Genomic DNA, 16020 nt, shown 5'->3' on the forward strand with positions numbered 1-16020 from the left:
TCAGCCGATTTATTTTGCCCGCTTGCCAGCTCGCTCCCGCCGGCCCTAGGTATTGGTACGCTACTTGTCTGGGTAAGCCTAGCCTGCATATTGCAGAGTTAAGTTGCTTTTGTATATTTTTCCCTCCCAACCTCTTTTCACCCCCTATTTAACGATGAAGAAACTGCTCCTGTGCCTAGCGCTCCTGCTGGGCTTTGTAGGTTTAGCCTCGGCGCAAACCCTCTCCCCGCTTGGCGTGTGGACGAACAGCGAGAAAAAGGCCACCTTCGAAATTTACCAGTGCGGCAACGGCAAAAAGCTGTGCGGCAAAATTGTTTCGCTGACCACGCCCAACGACCCCAAAACCGGCAAGCCCAAAACCGACTCGCAAAACCCCAACCCGAAGCTGCGCACCCGTCCGCGCCTGGGCTTGGTTTTTATGGAAAGCTTTGAGTACGACGAGGACAATAAGTGGGACGACGGCAAGATTTACGACCCCGAAACGGGCAAAACTTACTCCTGCTACATGAAGATGCTGAACGCTAACACCATGGAAGTGAAGGGCTACATCGGCATTTCGATGATTGGCCGCTCGCAGACCTGGACGCGCGTGAAGTAAGCCCGCTGAACTTACGGCCCTAGCCGCCCGTTTCGGAGTACCGAGGCGGGCGGCTTTTGCTTTCCGTAGCCCCGCCGTATCTTACCCTTCGCCTTTGACCAAAGCCCTACCCGCGTGAAAGCCTTTTGCCGTGTACTTGCCTTGCTGCTAACTGTAGCGTTGGCACCGTGGGGGCCGCTGTTTGCCCAGCCGGCCACCATGCCCCTAGGTGTGTGGGCTGATGAGCAGGGCGAGAGCCACATCGAGCTGTACCGCTGCGGCGAGCAGCTGTGCGGCAAAATCGTGAATCTGCAGCGCTCCACCGATGCCGAGGGCCACCCCCGCCTCGACGTACACAACCCCGACCCCAAAAAACGCAGCCAGCCACACCTAGGGCTGGTGGTGCTGCAAAAACTTACCTACGACGCCGGCAGCAACCGCTGGGACGGCGGCGAAATCTATGACCCCGAGAACGGCCGCACCTACTCCTGTTTCGTGCGCCAGCTCGGCCCCGATAAGCTCGAGGTAAAAGGCTACATCGGATTTGCCCTGGTGGGCCGTTCGCAGTACTGGACGCGCGTGCGCAAATCGGGCGCCGAAGAAGCCGCCCCGCGCTAAGCCGCCAAAACTATTTGGCAGAGCGGGTGTTTTTGGCCTGTTCGACGTGCTTTATACCAGCTTGTTCCGCTTCCTCCAACAACTATTACACGGCCAGCCTTCGCCTACCGACTGGCACCCGCTCCAACGCTCGGCCGCGGAGCTAAAGGCCTATGCCCAGTGGGTGCAGCAGCAAGTTTACCTCAACTGGCTCAACCCCTACTTCAAAGCCTACCACTACACCAAGGCCGGCCTGCCGCCCGGGCCCCAGGGCTTGCGCGTGCAGTTGGTTGAGGGGTGCGGACAGCACGGCGCCTTGCTGTTCTACGACCCCAGCATCGGACCGCACAACTTTCGGCACTTGTTCGATCTGATCCGCGACCGGACCCTGCCGCTCGGCTACCACCTTGCCACCTCCGACGAGCGCGTGCGCAAGCACCCCCGGTATACCGAAACCATCGCCAAGCACTTCCTAAAGCCCAACCCCACCAGCTGCCCCGCCACCGGCCGCTGCGAGCAGCGCTTTGGCACCGTTGCCGTCGATTTGATTAGCCTGAACGGGCATCCGGGGTTTATTCGGGTGGTGTGCAACCCCATTCAGGACGCCATGTTTTGCCCAGCCGAGTCGTTCGATAAGCTGATGGAGGACGTGTTTCACGTGCCCCTGGCGTAACTAGGCTGGCGCTTACTGGCCCTAGGTGCCGCTTTGGCCCGGAGCCGGACCGGGGCCGATTACTCGACTTTCAGGAAGCGCGCCCACTGGCTGCCAGTGCTCAGGCGCACAAAGTATACGCCGGCTGCCAGGCCCCGCACGTTCACAACGGGGTTGCCGGGCTGCAGCGTTTGGCGCAGGGCTACCCGTCCGCGGGCATCCACCACCAGCACTTCGGCGGGTTGCCGCAACCCCGCTTGCACCACCAGGTTATCGGTGGCAGGGTTGGGCAACAGTTGCAGGCCGTCGGCCTCGGGCTCGGCGGTGCTGGCGTGGTCGAGTATCCACTGGTTGGGGTCTACCTCAACGCCCGTAACGAGCTGGCCGGCGGGTACCGGTACCTCAAAGCTTTGCACCGGCTGGGTTTGGCGCAGTCGTACTACCCCCGATTGCCCCGAGGCGTAGCGAATAAGGTAGTCTACCTCGGTGTCGAAAAACGGCGTTACGCTGGCCATGCTAACGGTTTCGGTTACGCGCAGCGACAGGGTGCTGCCGGCTTGGCGCCACGTGGCCCGGAACGTGGGGTAGCCCTCGCCGCGGTACCACTGGTCGAAAAAGAATTGCAGCGAGCGGCCGGCTTCCTGCTCAAAAACGCGCTGCAAGTCGCGGGTACGGGCCGTGCGGTTGGCGTAGGTGCTTTGGTAAGTGCGCAAAGCCCTGAAAAACTTGGCGTCGTCGTTGAGCAGGTAGCGCAGCATGTGCACCACCATCGCGCCTTTTTTGTAGCTCAGGCGCGAGCTGAAGATGCGGCCGACATTGGTGGTGTCGTTGGCGCGCACCGAGCCGCCGGGCTGAAACACGTTGGCGCGCGTAACCGGGTCGAGGGTAAAGCGGGCGGCGGTGCTGGCCTGGTCGATCCACTGGCGGGCTTCGGCGGCCGAGGCAAAGCGCGACAAGGCCAGGTATTCGCCGTAGCTAGCAAAGCCTTCGTTTAGCCAAATATCTTCCCAGGCGCCGCAGGTTACGTTGTCGCCAAACCACTGATGAAACAGCTCGTGGGCCGTGAGCGTGAAGTTGAAGCGGTCCTGCGTGGTCATGGTTTGGTGCTCCATGCCCCCGCCGATGGGCGCCATGGCGTGCCCGTACTTTTCGGCGGCAAACGGATACAAGCCCACTAAGCCCGAGAAGTGCTCGATGAATCCCGGTGTGCGGTCGATTTCGGCCCTGAAGTTGTCGAGCGTGGCTTGGTTGTAGACGTAGTTGACAACCGGAATGCGCGGCCCGCCCACGGGGTTGGCGTAGTTTACGTACTCCACGTAAGGCGCCACCGCCACCGAAATAAGGTAATAAGCAATGGGGTAGCGCGAGTGCCATTCGTAGCGGCTGCGGCCGTTGGGCAAGGGCGTGATGCGCTTCAGCAGCCCGTTGGAGCCCACTTTGTTGGTGCTGGCCGTGGTAACCCACACCGCGCACGAATCGGCCTTATCGGTGAGCACCTGCTTGCACGGAAACCACTCGTGCGCGCTGTACGGCTCTGATAAGCTCCAGGTAACCCCCGCGCCCGCCACCACGGCCGTGTTCAGGGCGTTGCCAATGGCGGCGGTGTTGCCGTTGGGGGCCGTGCCGCGGTAGTAAATGCGCGCCTCGAACGAGGCGCCCGGCGCTACGGCCTGCGGCAGGGCGGCAGTTACGTCGTGGCCGGCGCGGCGCCAGCCCGCGCTGCGCCGGCCCACCACCACCGAGTCGATAAGGTAGCCGCTGCCGTTGGCGTTGCGGTTGTAAAGCTCAAAGGCCAGCGAATCGAGCGGCTGCGCAGTTTTGTTGCGGGCCCGCAGCACCACATGGCCGCTCACGTCGCGCGAGTTGTTTTGCAGGGCTAGGTCGAGCTTGTAAAACGCCACGTCGTATCGCTCCATTTTCTCGCGGTGGCGCAGCGTGGCGCTCGGCCGGCCGAGCGCGGTGCTCGTCAGGCGCGTGCGTGCGCATGCCTCGCCGCCCGCGGCCAAATCGGCCGCGCTCAGGCGCGTGGCGGCTGTTTGCGCGCCGGCTGGCACCGCAACACCTAGGGCCAGCAACATCAGGGTAGCGGATATGCGCATAGCGTGTGTGAATTAGCGGCGGCGCGGTTGCCGCCCGTTTTCCAACCAATGACCCGCCTCGCCGCGGCCGGGCTGCAATCTTAACGCTCTTAGGCTACGCAATAAGCCACTGATTGTGTTATCTTTTGCTACGCAAGCCGGTGCTGGCCGGCGTTTCGCCACTACCTATTCGCCGCTTTGTATGATCTGGTACCGCTACGCATGGCTTGGGTTGTTGCTGCTGCTGCTGGCACCTAGGGCCAGGGCCACGCATATTGTGGGCGGCGAGCTGGATTTGCAGCACCAATCGGGCAACCAATACCGCCTCACGCTCACGTTGTATTTCGACGCAGTAAATGGCAGCTCCGGAGCGCTCGACAACGACGCCACGGCCGGCATTTTTGAACGCGGCACCAACCGGCGCGTGCGCGACGTGACCCTGCCGCTGGTAGGCAACACGTTTGTGCCGTACACCAGTGTGGCCTGCGCCATTGGCTCGCTCAGCACGCGCAAGCTGGTCTACTCCAGCCTCATCGAGATGACGCCCGCGCAGTACGGCGCAGCCAGCGGTTACTACGTGGCCGTGGAGCGCTGCTGCCGCAACGGCGTCATCAACAACATTGTGCTGCCCGGCGACGCCGGCCAAACCTACTACCTCGAGTTTCCGGCGGTGGTGCGCAACGGGCAAGCGTTTCGCAACTCGTCGCCGCGCATCTTTCCGCCCCTAAGCGACTATGCCTGCATCAACGAGCTGTTCTACTTCGACTTTGGCGGGCAGGACGCCGACGGCGACTCGCTGGTGTACGAAATGGCCACGCCCCTCAACGGCCACGCCAACACCCTTACGCCGCGCCCCGGGCAGGCCCAGCCCGCCCCCTACCGCGAAATAACCTGGCAAACAGGCCTGAGCGTGAGCAACCAAATGCCCGGCGCACCCACGCTCTCGGTTGACCGCAGCACCGGCCGCCTCACGGTGCGGCCCACGCGCCAGGGCTTGTTTGTGTTTGCCGTGAAGTGCCTGGAGTACCGCCGCGGCGTGAAAATTGGCGAAGTGCGCCGCGATTTTCAGCTGCTGGTAATCAGCTGCCCGCGCAACCAAACCCCGCAGCTTACGGTGCGCCCGCCCGGCCCCCCCCGCGGCACCTACCGCGAGGGCCGCGACACGCTGCGGCTGCTACCGGGCCAAAACCGCTGCCTTCGCCTCAACTTCACCGACATCGACCCCGCCTCGGCCCTGCAGCTCGAGTTGCGGGCCATAAACTTTGCCCAAAACCTGGTGCCGGCGCCCACCTTGCGGCAGGGTACAGTGCGGGCGCCGGGACAGCCCGATACGCTCACGTCCGAAATTTGCTTTCCGGCGTGTTTCAGCAGCGGCGGCAAGGTGTTTCTGCTCGATGTGATTGTGGCCGACAACGGTTGCAGCTTGCCCCGCCGCGACACCGTGCGCGTGGCTTTTACGGCCGATGCCCCGCCCAACCAATTGCCCACCGTAGCGCTGGTGGGCGGCCCCGCCACGCTGCCGGTGCAAGCCCAAGTTGGCGACGTGCTGGAGTTTGAGGTGCAGGGCCTCGATGCTGACCTCGACGCCGTAACCCTGGAGCTTACCGGCCGCGGCTTTACGCCGGCCCAGGTAGGCGCGCAGCTGGTGGCCGTGAGCAGCGCCCCCGGGCGCACCGTGGCCCGGTTTCGGTGGCAGGTTGATTGCCGGGCCGTGGAGCGTGGCCTGCACGAGTTTCAGCTGGTGGCCGCGGCCAACCCCTGCCAGCAACGGCAAGCCAGCGCCACCTTGCTGCTGCCGGTGCAGGTAAATTACCGCAACACCGCTCCCAGGCTGGCTAGCACGTTTCCGCCGGCCTCGCCCAACCCCGCCGACCCGCCCGTGCTGATACGCCTGCCCATAGGTGGCGTGTACGAGGCCACCCTCGACGGCACCGACGCCGACCTCGACGGGCTTACCCTTACGGCCGTGGGCACCAACTTCGAGCTGGCGGCCATGGGCATGAGCATGAGCAGCCGCGGCGCGCCGGGCTCGACCACGGGCAAGTTTGTGTGGCAGGCAACGTGTGCCGGCGTGGGGCAAGAGCCGCTGGAGGTTACGTTTACGCTTGCCGACAACACCTGCCGCCCGGTGCCGCAGCAACGGGTGGTGCATTTTGCGGTGGAGCGCCCCACGGCACCCGAGTTTGTGCCGCCCAACGTGTTCACGCCCAACAACGACGGCCGCAACGACTACTTTGAGTTGCCCACCTTGCCCCCCGATTTCTGCGAGCAGCGCTTTGCTTCCGTTTCGGTGTTTAGCCGCTGGGGCAACAAAGTGTACCAGTCGGCCGACCGCGCTTTCCGTTGGAACGGCAAGGGCGTGCCCGAAGGCGTGTACTACTACCTGGTGGAGTACACCGACGGGCGCTCCTTTAAGGGCACCGTTACGGTAATTCCCTAGGTGCCCAAAGCCGCAAACAGCCAAAAGGGCCGCCGGCACACGCCGGCGGCCCTTTTGGCGCAGCCCAAGGCCGCGCTAAAACAAAAATAGAAACAACATAAACAGCGCCACCCACAAGCCGTCGATGAAGTGCCAGTAGGTGTTCAGCAAACGCAGTTGCAGGCGGCGGTAGGGGTTGCGGATAAACACCAGCGTGCGGACGCCGTCGCGGGCGGCGTACACGGTGCGCACCAGCAGCACAAGCAAAAACAGCATGCCTCCGAGCAAGTGCACAATGTGCAGGGCCGAAATCAGGTACACGTACGTGCCCGACGGCTCGCCCGTGAAAAAGATGCCTTGCTGGTTGAGCTCGCGCCAACCCAGCAACTGCAGGCCGGCAAAAATGCACCCCAAAATAAGCGTCGAACTCAGGCAGCGCGTCAGGCCGGCCACGTTGTCCTCGCGGTAAAGGCGCTGGGCTTGGCTGAGCACGTAGCTGCTGGCCACCAGCACCACCGTGCTCAGCGAAAACCACCTAGGGAACGGGTGCACACTGCCCACCGAGCCGTTGTTGGCCCTGTTTTGAATGTAGAGCGCCACCAAAATGGCAAACAGCACCGTTACGCCCACCAGGCTTAGGTACAGCAGCATCATCAGCGGAGGCACTTTTTCGATGCGTGCGAAGGCCGGCGCTGGCCGCCCCGCTCCCACTTTGTCCTTACGTTCCTTGTCTGAATTCATGGCCTGAAGCAGTGGCTAATGCACCGCCTGCCTAAGACCGCCAGAAGCGCAAATGGTTTTGCGGGCGTTTTGCGAGAGGTGCTTCTAACAAGGTACGCAAAAACGAGGGCGGCGGCCAGCCGATTCGGCGCTTTTTCGCCCGGCCGCCTCAGCCCCTGAAAAACGCGCCAATCTTCCCCAGAACGGCGTTTAGCGTGATTTTTGGGCCGCGCCCGGCGCCAAACGTTACCCAAGTTTTGCCCGCCACGCGCAAATCGAGCACCAGCCCAAGGCGCAGCATCAAGTCGTTGAGCTGCTGCAAGGGGTCGGGCGCGCCGGGCGGTTTGGGCTTTTTGGGCCCGCTATTTTTGCCCGCGCCCGTAAGCTCGTCGAGCACCTGCGCGCTGGGTAAGTTGAGGATGATGTACGTGCCGGCGGCGGCCAACTGGATGTCGTTGCCGTTCCAGGTTATCACCAACCGGGCCTCTAGGTCGAGCTCCTTAGCCACCAATGCCGGGGTTGGGGTTGGCGGCGGGCAGCTGCGCAGGAGGCGGGTTGTCGCCTTTGGTGCGGATGCGCACCGAGCCGTTGATGCGCAGCGTGGTGGTGGCGGCGGGGTTTTTGGGGTTGGGCAGCTGCACTTCCATTTGCTCGAAGGTACAGGCCAGCTCTACCCCGCCCGAAAGCTTGGAGAGCAGCGAAGCGGCCATATCGGCCCAATTGGATTGCGAAGAATCGGCCATGCGAAGCGGCAAAAATTAAATGCGTTGATGCGAAACAGCCGCAAGAAAGGAACTGGGCCGCAGACCACCATACGCAAGCCCCGGCCCGAGTGGTGCATTATCCTAGGTCGCGGATTTGCGTATGCAGGCTGGGCCCCAAGCCCATCCGTTGTACCCCACAGCCCCAACCATGCCAAACAACCTATTGCGCCAGCTGCTGTTGCCCGCGGCGGCGCTGGGCCTGCTCGCCGCCTGCACCCGGCCCGATACGGCGCCGCCCGTTGAGGCTGCGGCTGCGTCCCCCGCCGCCGAGGTGCAAACCGCCTCGCCCACTGCCTCGCCCGATTGCGGCCACCCCTTTGGCTTGTACCCCGAAACCGAGCTTACGTACCAGCTCACCAACGAAAAGCGCCAGCCCCAAGGCATTCAGATATTGAAGGTGGCTACGATTGGTGAGAAACCCGCGGAGAAAAAAGCACCGGCTTATACGCAAGTGCTGCTCAAAAGCACGCTCTACGACAACAACAACCGCCTGCAGCTCAACGACGAGTTTCAGTACCTGTGCCGCAACGACACCGTGCTGACCGATGGCCGCCTGCTGCTTGACCCCGGCATGCTGCGCTCCTTCCGCGACCGGCGCTTTGCGTTTGAGCCGGTGCCGCTGGCCTGGCCCAACCAGCCCACCGCCGGCGCGCTGCCCGGCGGCAGCCTTACGGTACAGGTAAGCAGCCCCAGCGTGGACATTGCCAAGGTGATGACCAGCGTTACGAACCGCCGCGTAAGCGGCCCCGAAAACGTAACCGTGCCCGCCGGCACCTTTAGCTGCTACAAGGTGGAGTCGCGCTACGAGTACGTAACGCAAGCCCGCCCCGACCTGATCCGGCGCACCGTAAAGCAAGTTGTGGATTACTACGCGCCCAATGTGGGCATTGTGCGCACCGAAATGCGCGACCCCGACGGCGAACTGGACCACTCGGCCGAGCTGATAAAGCGTGCCCCCGGCCGCCGCTAACGTGCTGCAATTGCGTATGTTTGCGGCACGTTGCTAACCCTTAGTTGCTGCCCATGAAACGCACCCTTTCGGCCCTTGCCATTACCCTGCTTGCCCTAGGTACCTGCCAGGCCCAAACCGCCCCCAGCAAAGCCACCGCCAGCAAGGCGGGCGCTGCAGCGGGCAAAACCTACGGCGCGGCCACCACTGCCGAGGGCGCACAGCCCATTGCGGCGCTGCCCACCGTGCTTGGCACCCGCGACTCGGTGCAGGTAAAGCTGGTAGGCCAGATTAGCGAAGTGTGCCAGAAAAAGGGCTGCTGGATGAAAATGCAGACCGCCGACGGCAAGCAAATGCAGGTGCGCTTCAAGAATTACGGCTTTTTTGTGCCCGCCGACCTGAAAGGCAAAACCGTGGTGGTAGACGGCTGGGCCCGCCGCGAGGTGATGCCCGTGGCCAAGCTGCAGCACTACGCACAGGACGCCGGCAAATCGGCTAAAGAAGTGGCCGCCATTACCAAAGACGAGCAGCAAATCAATTTTGTAGCCACCGGCGTACTCGTGAAAGAGTAAGTACCTGGCCGCCCGGTTTTTGTAGATGATTGTAGCGGTGCCACGGCTTTTACGCCGTGGCACCGTTATTTTTACCCCGGCCCGCCCCGCGCGGCCTTTGCGCCCCAGCTCCCCTAGCGTTTATGACCGATCTGTTCGCCGTTCAGGACAAAATTCGCGCCCTTACCGAGCGCCTCCACTACCTCAACCACCAGTACTACCAGAACGACGTGTCGGAGGTGCCCGACCAGGAGTTCGACCGCATGCTGCACGAGCTGCAGGATCTGGAAAAACAATACCCCGAGTACGCCCAGCCCAACTCGCCTACCCAGCGCGTGGGCGGTACCATCACCAAGCAGTTCCCCACGCAGGAGCACCGTTACCCCATGCTCTCGTTGGCCAACACCTACTCGGAGGCCGATTTGCGCGAGTTCGACGAGCGCGTGCAGCGCGGCCTGGAGGGTGCCGAGTACCAGTATGTGTGCGAGCTGAAGTTCGACGGCGTGGCCATGAGCCTGACCTACGAAAACGGCCAGCTAACGCGCGGCGTAACCCGCGGCGACGGCACCCGCGGGGACGTGGTTACCAACAACGTGCGCACCATTAAAACGCTGCCGCTTCACCTGCGCCCTGCATCAGACCAGCCCGCCGACTTTGAAGTGCGTGGCGAGGTATTCATGCCCCTATCGGTGTTTAACGACCTGAATGCCGAACGCGAGCAAAACGGCGAACCGCTACTGGCCAACCCGCGCAACGCGGCCTCGGGCACACTCAAGCTGCAGGACTCGGCCCTGGTGGCGGCGCGGCGCCTGCGGTTCTACGCCTACTCCTTTCTGAGTTCGCGCCGCGATTTTCCGACCCACAGCGCGGCCCTGGAGGCCCTCAAGCGCTGGGGTTTGCCCGTGTCGGATACGTGGCGGCTGTGCGGCAGCATCGAGCAGGTGCTGGAGTTCATTCATCACTGGGACAAGCGCCGCTTCGAACTGCCCGTAGCCACCGATGGCATCGTAATTAAGGTTGATGACCTGCGCCAGCAGGAGCTGCTGGGCTTCACGGCCAAAAGCCCTAGGTGGGCCATTGCCTACAAGTACCCGGCAGAGGCTGGCCGCACCCGGCTGCTGCGCATCGAGTACAACGTGGGCCGCACCGGGGCCGTTACGCCCGTGGCACACCTCGAGCCGGTGCCCCTGGCCGGTACCGTGGTAAAGCGCGCTTCGGTGCACAACGCCAACCAAATTGCGGCCCTCGATTTGCGCCTGGGCGACATGGTATTTGTGGAGAAGGGCGGCGAGATTATCCCCAAGATTACCGGTGTCGATTTGCTGGCCCGCCCCGCCGATGCCCAGCCTATAGCCTACCCCACCACGTGCCCGGCCTGCGCCACGCCGCTGGTGCGGCCCGAAGGCGAAGCCCACTACCGCTGCCCCAACGAGCGGGGCTGCGCCCCCCAGCTCAAGAGCAAGCTCGAGCATTACGTATCGCGCAAGGCCCTGAACATCGACGGGCTAGGTGCCGAAACCGTGGGCCGCTTTTTCGACCTAGGGTTGGTGCGCACTGCCGCCGACTTGTACGACCTGCCCCAGCGCCGCGACGAGTTGGTAAACCTCGACCGCCTAGGCGAGAAATCGGTGCAGCGCATGTTTGCCGGCCTCGAAACCAGCAAGGAAGTCCCCTTCGATCGGGTGTTATTCGGGCTGGGCATCCGGTACGTGGGCGAAACCGTGGCCGAAAAGCTGGCCGCGCATTACCGTACCATCGACGCCATCCTAGGTGCCTCGGCCGCGGAGTTGGCCGCGGTGCCCGAGGTGGGCGGCGTAATTGCCGACAGCGTGGCCTTGTGGGCCCAAGACCCCGCCAACCGCGAGCTAGTAGCCCGCCTGCAGGCCGCCGGCGTGCAAATGCAGCTTACCGGCGAGGCCCCGCAGCCCCTCAGCGACCGGCTCAACAGCCTCACGTTTGTGCTTTCGGGTGTGTTTGAGCAGCATTCGCGCGAGGAGCTGGAGCAAATCATCGAGCGCAACGGCGGCAAGCTCAGCTCCTCCATCAGCAAGAAGCTCAGCTACCTGGTAGCCGGCGACAAAATGGGCCCGGCCAAGCGCGAAAAAGCCACGGCGTTAAAAGTGCCCATCATCGGGGAGACGGACCTGCTGGCCATGGTGTCGGACGGCGGGCTTTAACGATTAGTTGGTGACGCCACCTGCTGCGGACACAACTTAATATAGCGCGGCACGAATTTGTGCGCCCGCGTTGTTTACCTTGGCAAAGCCTCACTTTCCTTTCCAACTACGGCCATGCAAAAGCTGTTCTCCCTTGCCTTGTTGCTGCTGGTGCTGGGTTGCTCCAGCCCGTCGTCGGCGCAGGCACCGCGCACCACCACGCCCCAAGAAACCCAGCAACTCCTCGCGCAATCGGGTGTGGTGCTGCTCGATGTGCGCACGCCCGTTGAGTTTGGCGCCGGCCACCTCAAAGGGGCCCGCAACGTCAATTTCCTATCTACCGACTTTCCCGATGTGGTAGCTAAGCTCGATCCCAACGCCACCTACGTGCTGTACTGCGCTTCGGGCAACCGCTCAGGCAAAGCCGCCGCCCTGATGCAGGAAAAAGGCTTTAAGAACGTGGTAAACGCTGGCGGTTTTAATTCGCTGAAAGAAGCCGGCCTGCCCACCGAGTAACCCAAGCCTTTGCCCATCTGTCATGTCGAGCAAAGCGAGACATCTGACGGGCTGACGCATAAAACTACCGTCATCCTGAGGCGCCAGCCGAAGGACCTTCCCACGCCTGCTGACACCGGATAGTATCCACTCACCTTCTCCTTATGGGGAAGGGGTCACCACGTGATAAGCTCCTTCCTTCGTCAGGATGACAAGAACAAGCGTTGCCGACGCTGCCTGCCGCACAAAAAAGCCCGGCCACCTAGGTGGCCGGGCTTTTTTGTGCGATGCCCGTAGGCTATTTACCGTCGAAGCTTTGCACCATGCTGTTGTGCAGGGTTTTGGGGCTCCAGTAACCCGAGGCGATAATGCGGCGGATGGTGAACAGCGGGTCTTGCTCGTCGCGCTTTTCGGCCAGCACAAACGCCGACACCATGCCGCGCTTTTTAAGCTCCGGAATGGCTTCCTTGTTCCAGAGGCCGAAGGGGTACGCGAAGTACTTGATTTCCTTGCCGGTAATTTCCTGCAGGGTTTTGGTCGGCTTCTCAATTTGCGTTACCCAATCCTCGCCCTGGTACTTCTTCACGTTGTGGTGGTCCCAGGTGTGCGAGCCGATAACGTGGCCTTCGTCGGAGAGCTGCTTTACCTGCGCCTTGCTCATGTAGTTCGGCCGACCTAGGCTCACCGTCATCACGAAGAACACGCCCTTAAAGCCGTGCTTGTCCATCTCGGGCTTGGCCACGGTAAACTGGTCGAGGTCGGTGTCGTCGAAGGTCAGCATCACCGGTTTTTCGGGCAGCTTGGCGCCGGTGGTCAGGTAGGCGTACAGCTGATCGGGCAGAATGGTGTGGTAGCCCGAATCGGCCAGCATCTGCATCTGCTTCTTGAACTCCGCTACCGGAACAATGTAATCCTTAGCGCCTTTTGAATCCTTGGCGCGCCAGTCGCGAATTTGGTGGTAGCACAAAATTGGCACCTGCGGACGGGCCAGAATTTCGGTTGCCGAGGCAATTTTACCGGCCGGAATGCTACTGGGGTCGGGGGCGGTGGTTTGGGCTGCGGCCTGCTCGGCCTCGGTGGTAGCGGCAGCGCCCGACATGGCCGTGGCCGCGGCCTCGTTCGTGGGCGAAGCACCTTCGGTGGCCGAAGCTTTTTCGGTGTTACAGGCGGGCAAGGCAATGCCAGCGGCTACGGCGGCGCCGAGCAGAAGTGAGGAGAAGCGGTGAGACATGCGGAGGAAAAGCGACCCAGAAGGCCAGAATGGAGGAAATCAAACCCGGAAACCAACCGAACACGGCCGCTTTTGTACCTTCGCGCGGCCGGTTCTACTTACAAAACAACGGTTTCTGCTCCTCATGGACAAATTTCGCGGTACGGGCGTTGCGCTCGTTACGCCCTTCGCTCCCACCGATTTCTCGGTTGATTACCCCGCCCTGCGTCGTCTGCTCGATTTTGTAATCGAAGGCGGCGTCGAGTACATCGTTATTAACGGCACCACGGCCGAGTCGCCGACTACCTCGGCCGAAGAAAAGGCCGAAATCCTGCGCGTAGCCAAGGAGCACGTAGCCGGCCGCGTACCGTTGGTGTACGGCATCGGCGGCAACGACACCGCCGCCGTGGAGCGCACCATCCGCAACACCGACCTTACCGGCGTCGACGCTATCCTGTCGGCCTCGCCATACTACAACAAACCCTCGCAGCGCGGCATTGTGGCACACTACCAGCGCCTGGCCGATGCCTCGCCGGTACCGGTTATCCTTTACAACGTTCCCGGTCGCACGTCATCGAACATGACGGCCGAAACGACCCTTACGCTGGCCCAGCACCCGAACATCATCGGCATCAAGGAAGCCAGCGGCAACATGGAGCAGTGCATGCAGATAGCCGCCGGCAAGCCCGCCGACTTCTTGCTCATTTCAGGCGACGACGTGCTGACTTCCTCTTTGGTGAGCTTCGGCGGCGTGGGCGTCATCTCGGTACTGGCCAACGCCTTCCCCAAGCCCTTCACCGACATGGTGCGCCAGGCCTTGGCCGGCGACTTTGCCGCTTCCACCAAACGCCTGTTTGAGCTGCTCCCGCTGAACCCGCTCATGTACGAAGAGAGCAACCCCGTTGGGGTGAAGGCGGCGCTGGAGTTGCTGGGCATCTGCTCGGGCGCCGTGCGCCTCCCACTGGTAGAGGCTTCGGAAGGTTTAAAGCAGCGCATCAAGCAACTGTTGTAGCCCTCCCTTACTGCCGTTGAGCACCTGTCATCCTGACGAAGGAAGGACCTTATCACGTGAGATAGAATTTTACTATCTGGCGCGATAAGGTCCTTCCTTCGTCAGGATGATAGGCCTGTTGTGTCAGCTGATTACCACCCACTAGCCAGCACATCAGCTACGTGCAGCGTGCGCAGCGGCAGCTTTTCCTTCCGAATGTAGGCATCCAGGTGCATTAGGCAGCTGGTATCGGTGCTGATTAGGTACTCGGCGCCGGTAGCCAGCGCGTGCTCTACTTTTTGCTGGGCCATGGCTACCGAAATCGGCTCGAACTTAACGGCGAAGGTGCCGCCGAAGCCGCAGCAGGTTTCGGTTTCGGCCATTTCGAGGCGCTCCAAGCCGGCTACCGAGTCGAGCAGCTGGCGCGGCTCCTCGCGGATGTGGCACTCGCGTAGGGCCGAGCACGAATCGTGGTAGGTGTACTTGCCCGCTAGCTCAGCCCCCGCTATGCTGGTAACACCCAACACGCCAACCAGAAACTCCGTGAACTCAAACACCCGCCGCTGCAAGGCCGGGAACTCGCCGCACTGCTTCGAGCCTTCGAGCAGCTCGCCGTAGTGGTTGCGCACCATGCCCACGCACGAGGCCGACGGGCCCACCACGTATCGCTCGGGCGCGCCGGCAAAGTCGTTCAGGAATTTTTCGGCTACCTGCTGGCTCTCCTGGCGGTAGCCCGCGTTGTAGGCCGGCTGTCCGCAACAGGTTTGGTTAGGGTTGTAGCTTACCTGGCAACCAACGCTTTCCAACACTTTCACCATGTTCATGGCGGTTTCGGGGAAAAGCTGATCGACAAAGCAAGGCACGAAAAGGTCGACGAGGGCAGCGGGCATAGGTGGTAAGTAGGAAAATCGGTAGGTAAGGGTCTGCCTCACCTAGGGCGCCGCAACTCATGAAGGCATGGGTTGCGCAACGCACGGCAGGTGCAAACGCTGGTTTACGGCTTAATGCCCAACAAACACCCGCTGGCTGAGGCGCTGGGCTTCGCGGAAGGCTTCCATGTGTAGGCCCGTGGGCACGCCGGCGGCTTCGAGGTAAGTCACCAGGTTTTCGGTGGCCATGTTGCCGGTGAGCTGGTCGGCCGCCATGGGGCAACCGCCAATGCCACCTAGGGCGCCGTCGAAACGGCGGCAACCGGCCTCGAAAGCGGCATCTACCTTCTCGCGCCAGGTTGTGGGCGTAGTGTGCAGGTGGGCGCCAAACTCGATGTTGGGGAAAGCCGGTATCAGCTCGCGGAACGGCGGAATGATGGTTTCGGGCGTGGAGGCCCCGATGGTGTCGGACAACGCCACCACGCGCACACCTAGGGCGGCCAGTTTTTCGGTGAACTCGCCTAGCACTGCGGGGTTCCACGGGTCGCCGTAGGGGTTGCCGAAACCCATGCTCAGGTATACCACCAGCGTTTTGCCGCCTTGCTCGCAACGGTTCTGCATGTCGGCCACTTCGGTGAGGGCCTCGGCAATGCTTTTGTTGGTGTTGCGCTGCTGAAACGTTTCGGATACCGACAGCGGAAAGCCGATGTATTGAATTTCGGAGTAGCCCAGAGCGGTTTCGGCGCCGCGCAGGTTGGCCACAATGGCCAGCAGCTTGGTGCGGGTGCTACTCAAATCGAGGCCGGCCAGCACCTCGGCCGTGTCGCGCAGCTGCGGAATGGCTTTCGGCGACACAAACGAGCCGAAATCAAGCGTATCGAAGCCCACGCGCAGCAGAGCGTTGAGGTACTCGGTTTTGGTTTCGGTCGGGATAAACTCCGTCCAGCCTTGCATGGCGTCGCGGGGGCACTCGATTAATTTCATGGGTAGCA

16 protein-coding genes are annotated in these 16020 nt (G+C 62.3%); 9 read left to right on the forward strand and 7 right to left on the reverse strand.

Translation table 11 applies throughout. The features are described from left to right. Positions 1-154 precede the first annotated feature (154 nt). The 3 genes from D3Y59_RS05000 to D3Y59_RS05010 all read left to right on the forward strand — a co-directional run bounded on the left by D3Y59_RS05000 (position 155) and on the right by D3Y59_RS05010 (position 1847). On the forward strand, positions 155-598 hold the full coding sequence (locus D3Y59_RS05000; RefSeq protein WP_119444050.1) for a DUF2147 domain-containing protein: 444 nt from the start codon (positions 155-157) through the stop codon (positions 596-598). A gap of 141 nt (positions 599-739) precedes the next feature. Beyond that, positions 740-1195 (forward strand): DUF2147 domain-containing protein, encoded by a 456-nt coding sequence (locus D3Y59_RS05005; RefSeq protein WP_240410538.1) that lies wholly within the window; start codon positions 740-742, stop codon positions 1193-1195. A 61-nt stretch (positions 1196-1256) separates the two neighbouring features. Continuing rightward, complete coding sequence (locus D3Y59_RS05010; protein WP_162910561.1) at positions 1257-1847, forward strand: hypothetical protein; 591 nt, start codon at positions 1257-1259, stop codon at positions 1845-1847. A 59-nt stretch (positions 1848-1906) separates the two neighbouring features. Here D3Y59_RS05010 and D3Y59_RS05015 read toward each other — a convergent pair whose 3' ends face one another. Next, complete coding sequence (locus D3Y59_RS05015; protein WP_119444052.1) at positions 1907-3925, reverse strand: M1 family aminopeptidase; 2019 nt, start codon at positions 3923-3925, stop codon at positions 1907-1909. A 181-nt stretch (positions 3926-4106) separates the two neighbouring features. On the opposite strand from D3Y59_RS05015, the gene D3Y59_RS05020 reads away from it, so the two are divergent. Next, positions 4107-6344: a gliding motility-associated C-terminal domain-containing protein gene (locus D3Y59_RS05020; protein ID WP_119444053.1), complete on the forward strand. Its 2238-nt coding sequence runs from the start codon at positions 4107-4109 to the stop codon at positions 6342-6344. A gap of 75 nt (positions 6345-6419) precedes the next feature. Here D3Y59_RS05020 and D3Y59_RS05025 read toward each other — a convergent pair whose 3' ends face one another. The 3 genes from D3Y59_RS05025 to D3Y59_RS05035 all read right to left on the reverse strand — a co-directional run bounded on the left by D3Y59_RS05025 (position 6420) and on the right by D3Y59_RS05035 (position 7786). Next, positions 6420-7064 (reverse strand): cytochrome c oxidase subunit 3, encoded by a 645-nt coding sequence (locus D3Y59_RS05025; protein WP_119444054.1) that lies wholly within the window; start codon positions 7062-7064, stop codon positions 6420-6422. A 148-nt stretch (positions 7065-7212) separates the two neighbouring features. Continuing rightward, positions 7213-7551: a hypothetical protein gene (locus D3Y59_RS05030; RefSeq protein WP_162910562.1), complete on the reverse strand. Its 339-nt coding sequence runs from the start codon at positions 7549-7551 to the stop codon at positions 7213-7215. Then, positions 7544-7786, reverse strand: a complete 243-nt coding sequence (locus D3Y59_RS05035; protein WP_119444056.1) for a hypothetical protein — start codon at positions 7784-7786, stop codon at positions 7544-7546. Before D3Y59_RS05035 ends, D3Y59_RS05030 begins: the two co-directional genes overlap by 8 nt. A 169-nt stretch (positions 7787-7955) precedes the next feature. Here D3Y59_RS05035 and D3Y59_RS05040 point away from each other — a divergent pair, with 169 nt between their 5' ends. From D3Y59_RS05040 to D3Y59_RS05055, 4 genes are all read left to right on the forward strand, one after another. After that, complete coding sequence (locus D3Y59_RS05040) at positions 7956-8777, forward strand: TapB family protein (RefSeq protein WP_162910563.1); 822 nt, start codon at positions 7956-7958, stop codon at positions 8775-8777. Between the two features lie 53 nt (positions 8778-8830). Beyond that, positions 8831-9328 (forward strand): DUF4920 domain-containing protein, encoded by a 498-nt coding sequence (locus D3Y59_RS05045; RefSeq protein WP_119444058.1) that lies wholly within the window; start codon positions 8831-8833, stop codon positions 9326-9328. A 122-nt stretch (positions 9329-9450) separates the two neighbouring features. Beyond that, positions 9451-11484: an NAD-dependent DNA ligase LigA gene (ligA, locus tag D3Y59_RS05050; RefSeq protein WP_119444059.1), complete on the forward strand. Its 2034-nt coding sequence runs from the start codon at positions 9451-9453 to the stop codon at positions 11482-11484. A 114-nt stretch (positions 11485-11598) separates the two neighbouring features. Beyond that, positions 11599-11979, forward strand: a complete 381-nt coding sequence (locus D3Y59_RS05055; RefSeq protein WP_119444060.1) for a rhodanese-like domain-containing protein — start codon at positions 11599-11601, stop codon at positions 11977-11979. Positions 11980-12256: 277 nt separating this feature from the next. Here D3Y59_RS05055 and D3Y59_RS05060 read toward each other — a convergent pair whose 3' ends face one another. Continuing rightward, positions 12257-13189, reverse strand: coding sequence for a polysaccharide deacetylase family protein (locus tag D3Y59_RS05060; RefSeq protein WP_205590873.1), 933 nt, complete (start codon positions 13187-13189; stop codon positions 12257-12259). Positions 13190-13313: 124 nt separating this feature from the next. On the opposite strand from D3Y59_RS05060, the gene dapA reads away from it, so the two are divergent. Continuing rightward, the gene (gene dapA / locus D3Y59_RS05065; protein ID WP_119444061.1) at positions 13314-14180 is read left to right on the forward strand and encodes a 4-hydroxy-tetrahydrodipicolinate synthase; all 867 of its coding nucleotides are present in this window, start codon (positions 13314-13316) and stop codon (positions 14178-14180) included. 131 nt (positions 14181-14311) lie between these two features. Here the strand turns inward: dapA and D3Y59_RS05070 are convergent, their stop codons facing one another. Together D3Y59_RS05070 and D3Y59_RS05075 are read right to left on the reverse strand one after the other, a co-directional pair. Beyond that, positions 14312-15049, reverse strand: a complete 738-nt coding sequence (locus D3Y59_RS05070; protein ID WP_119444062.1) for a (Fe-S)-binding protein — start codon at positions 15047-15049, stop codon at positions 14312-14314. Positions 15050-15160: 111 nt separating this feature from the next. Beyond that, positions 15161-16012: a hydroxymethylglutaryl-CoA lyase gene (locus D3Y59_RS05075; protein WP_119444063.1), complete on the reverse strand. Its 852-nt coding sequence runs from the start codon at positions 16010-16012 to the stop codon at positions 15161-15163. Between the last annotated feature and the right edge of the window lie 8 nt (positions 16013-16020).

The sequence above is a fragment of the Hymenobacter oligotrophus genome (assembly GCF_003574965.1).
GTDB classification, from domain to species: Bacteria; Bacteroidota; Bacteroidia; order Cytophagales; family Hymenobacteraceae; genus Solirubrum; species Solirubrum oligotrophum.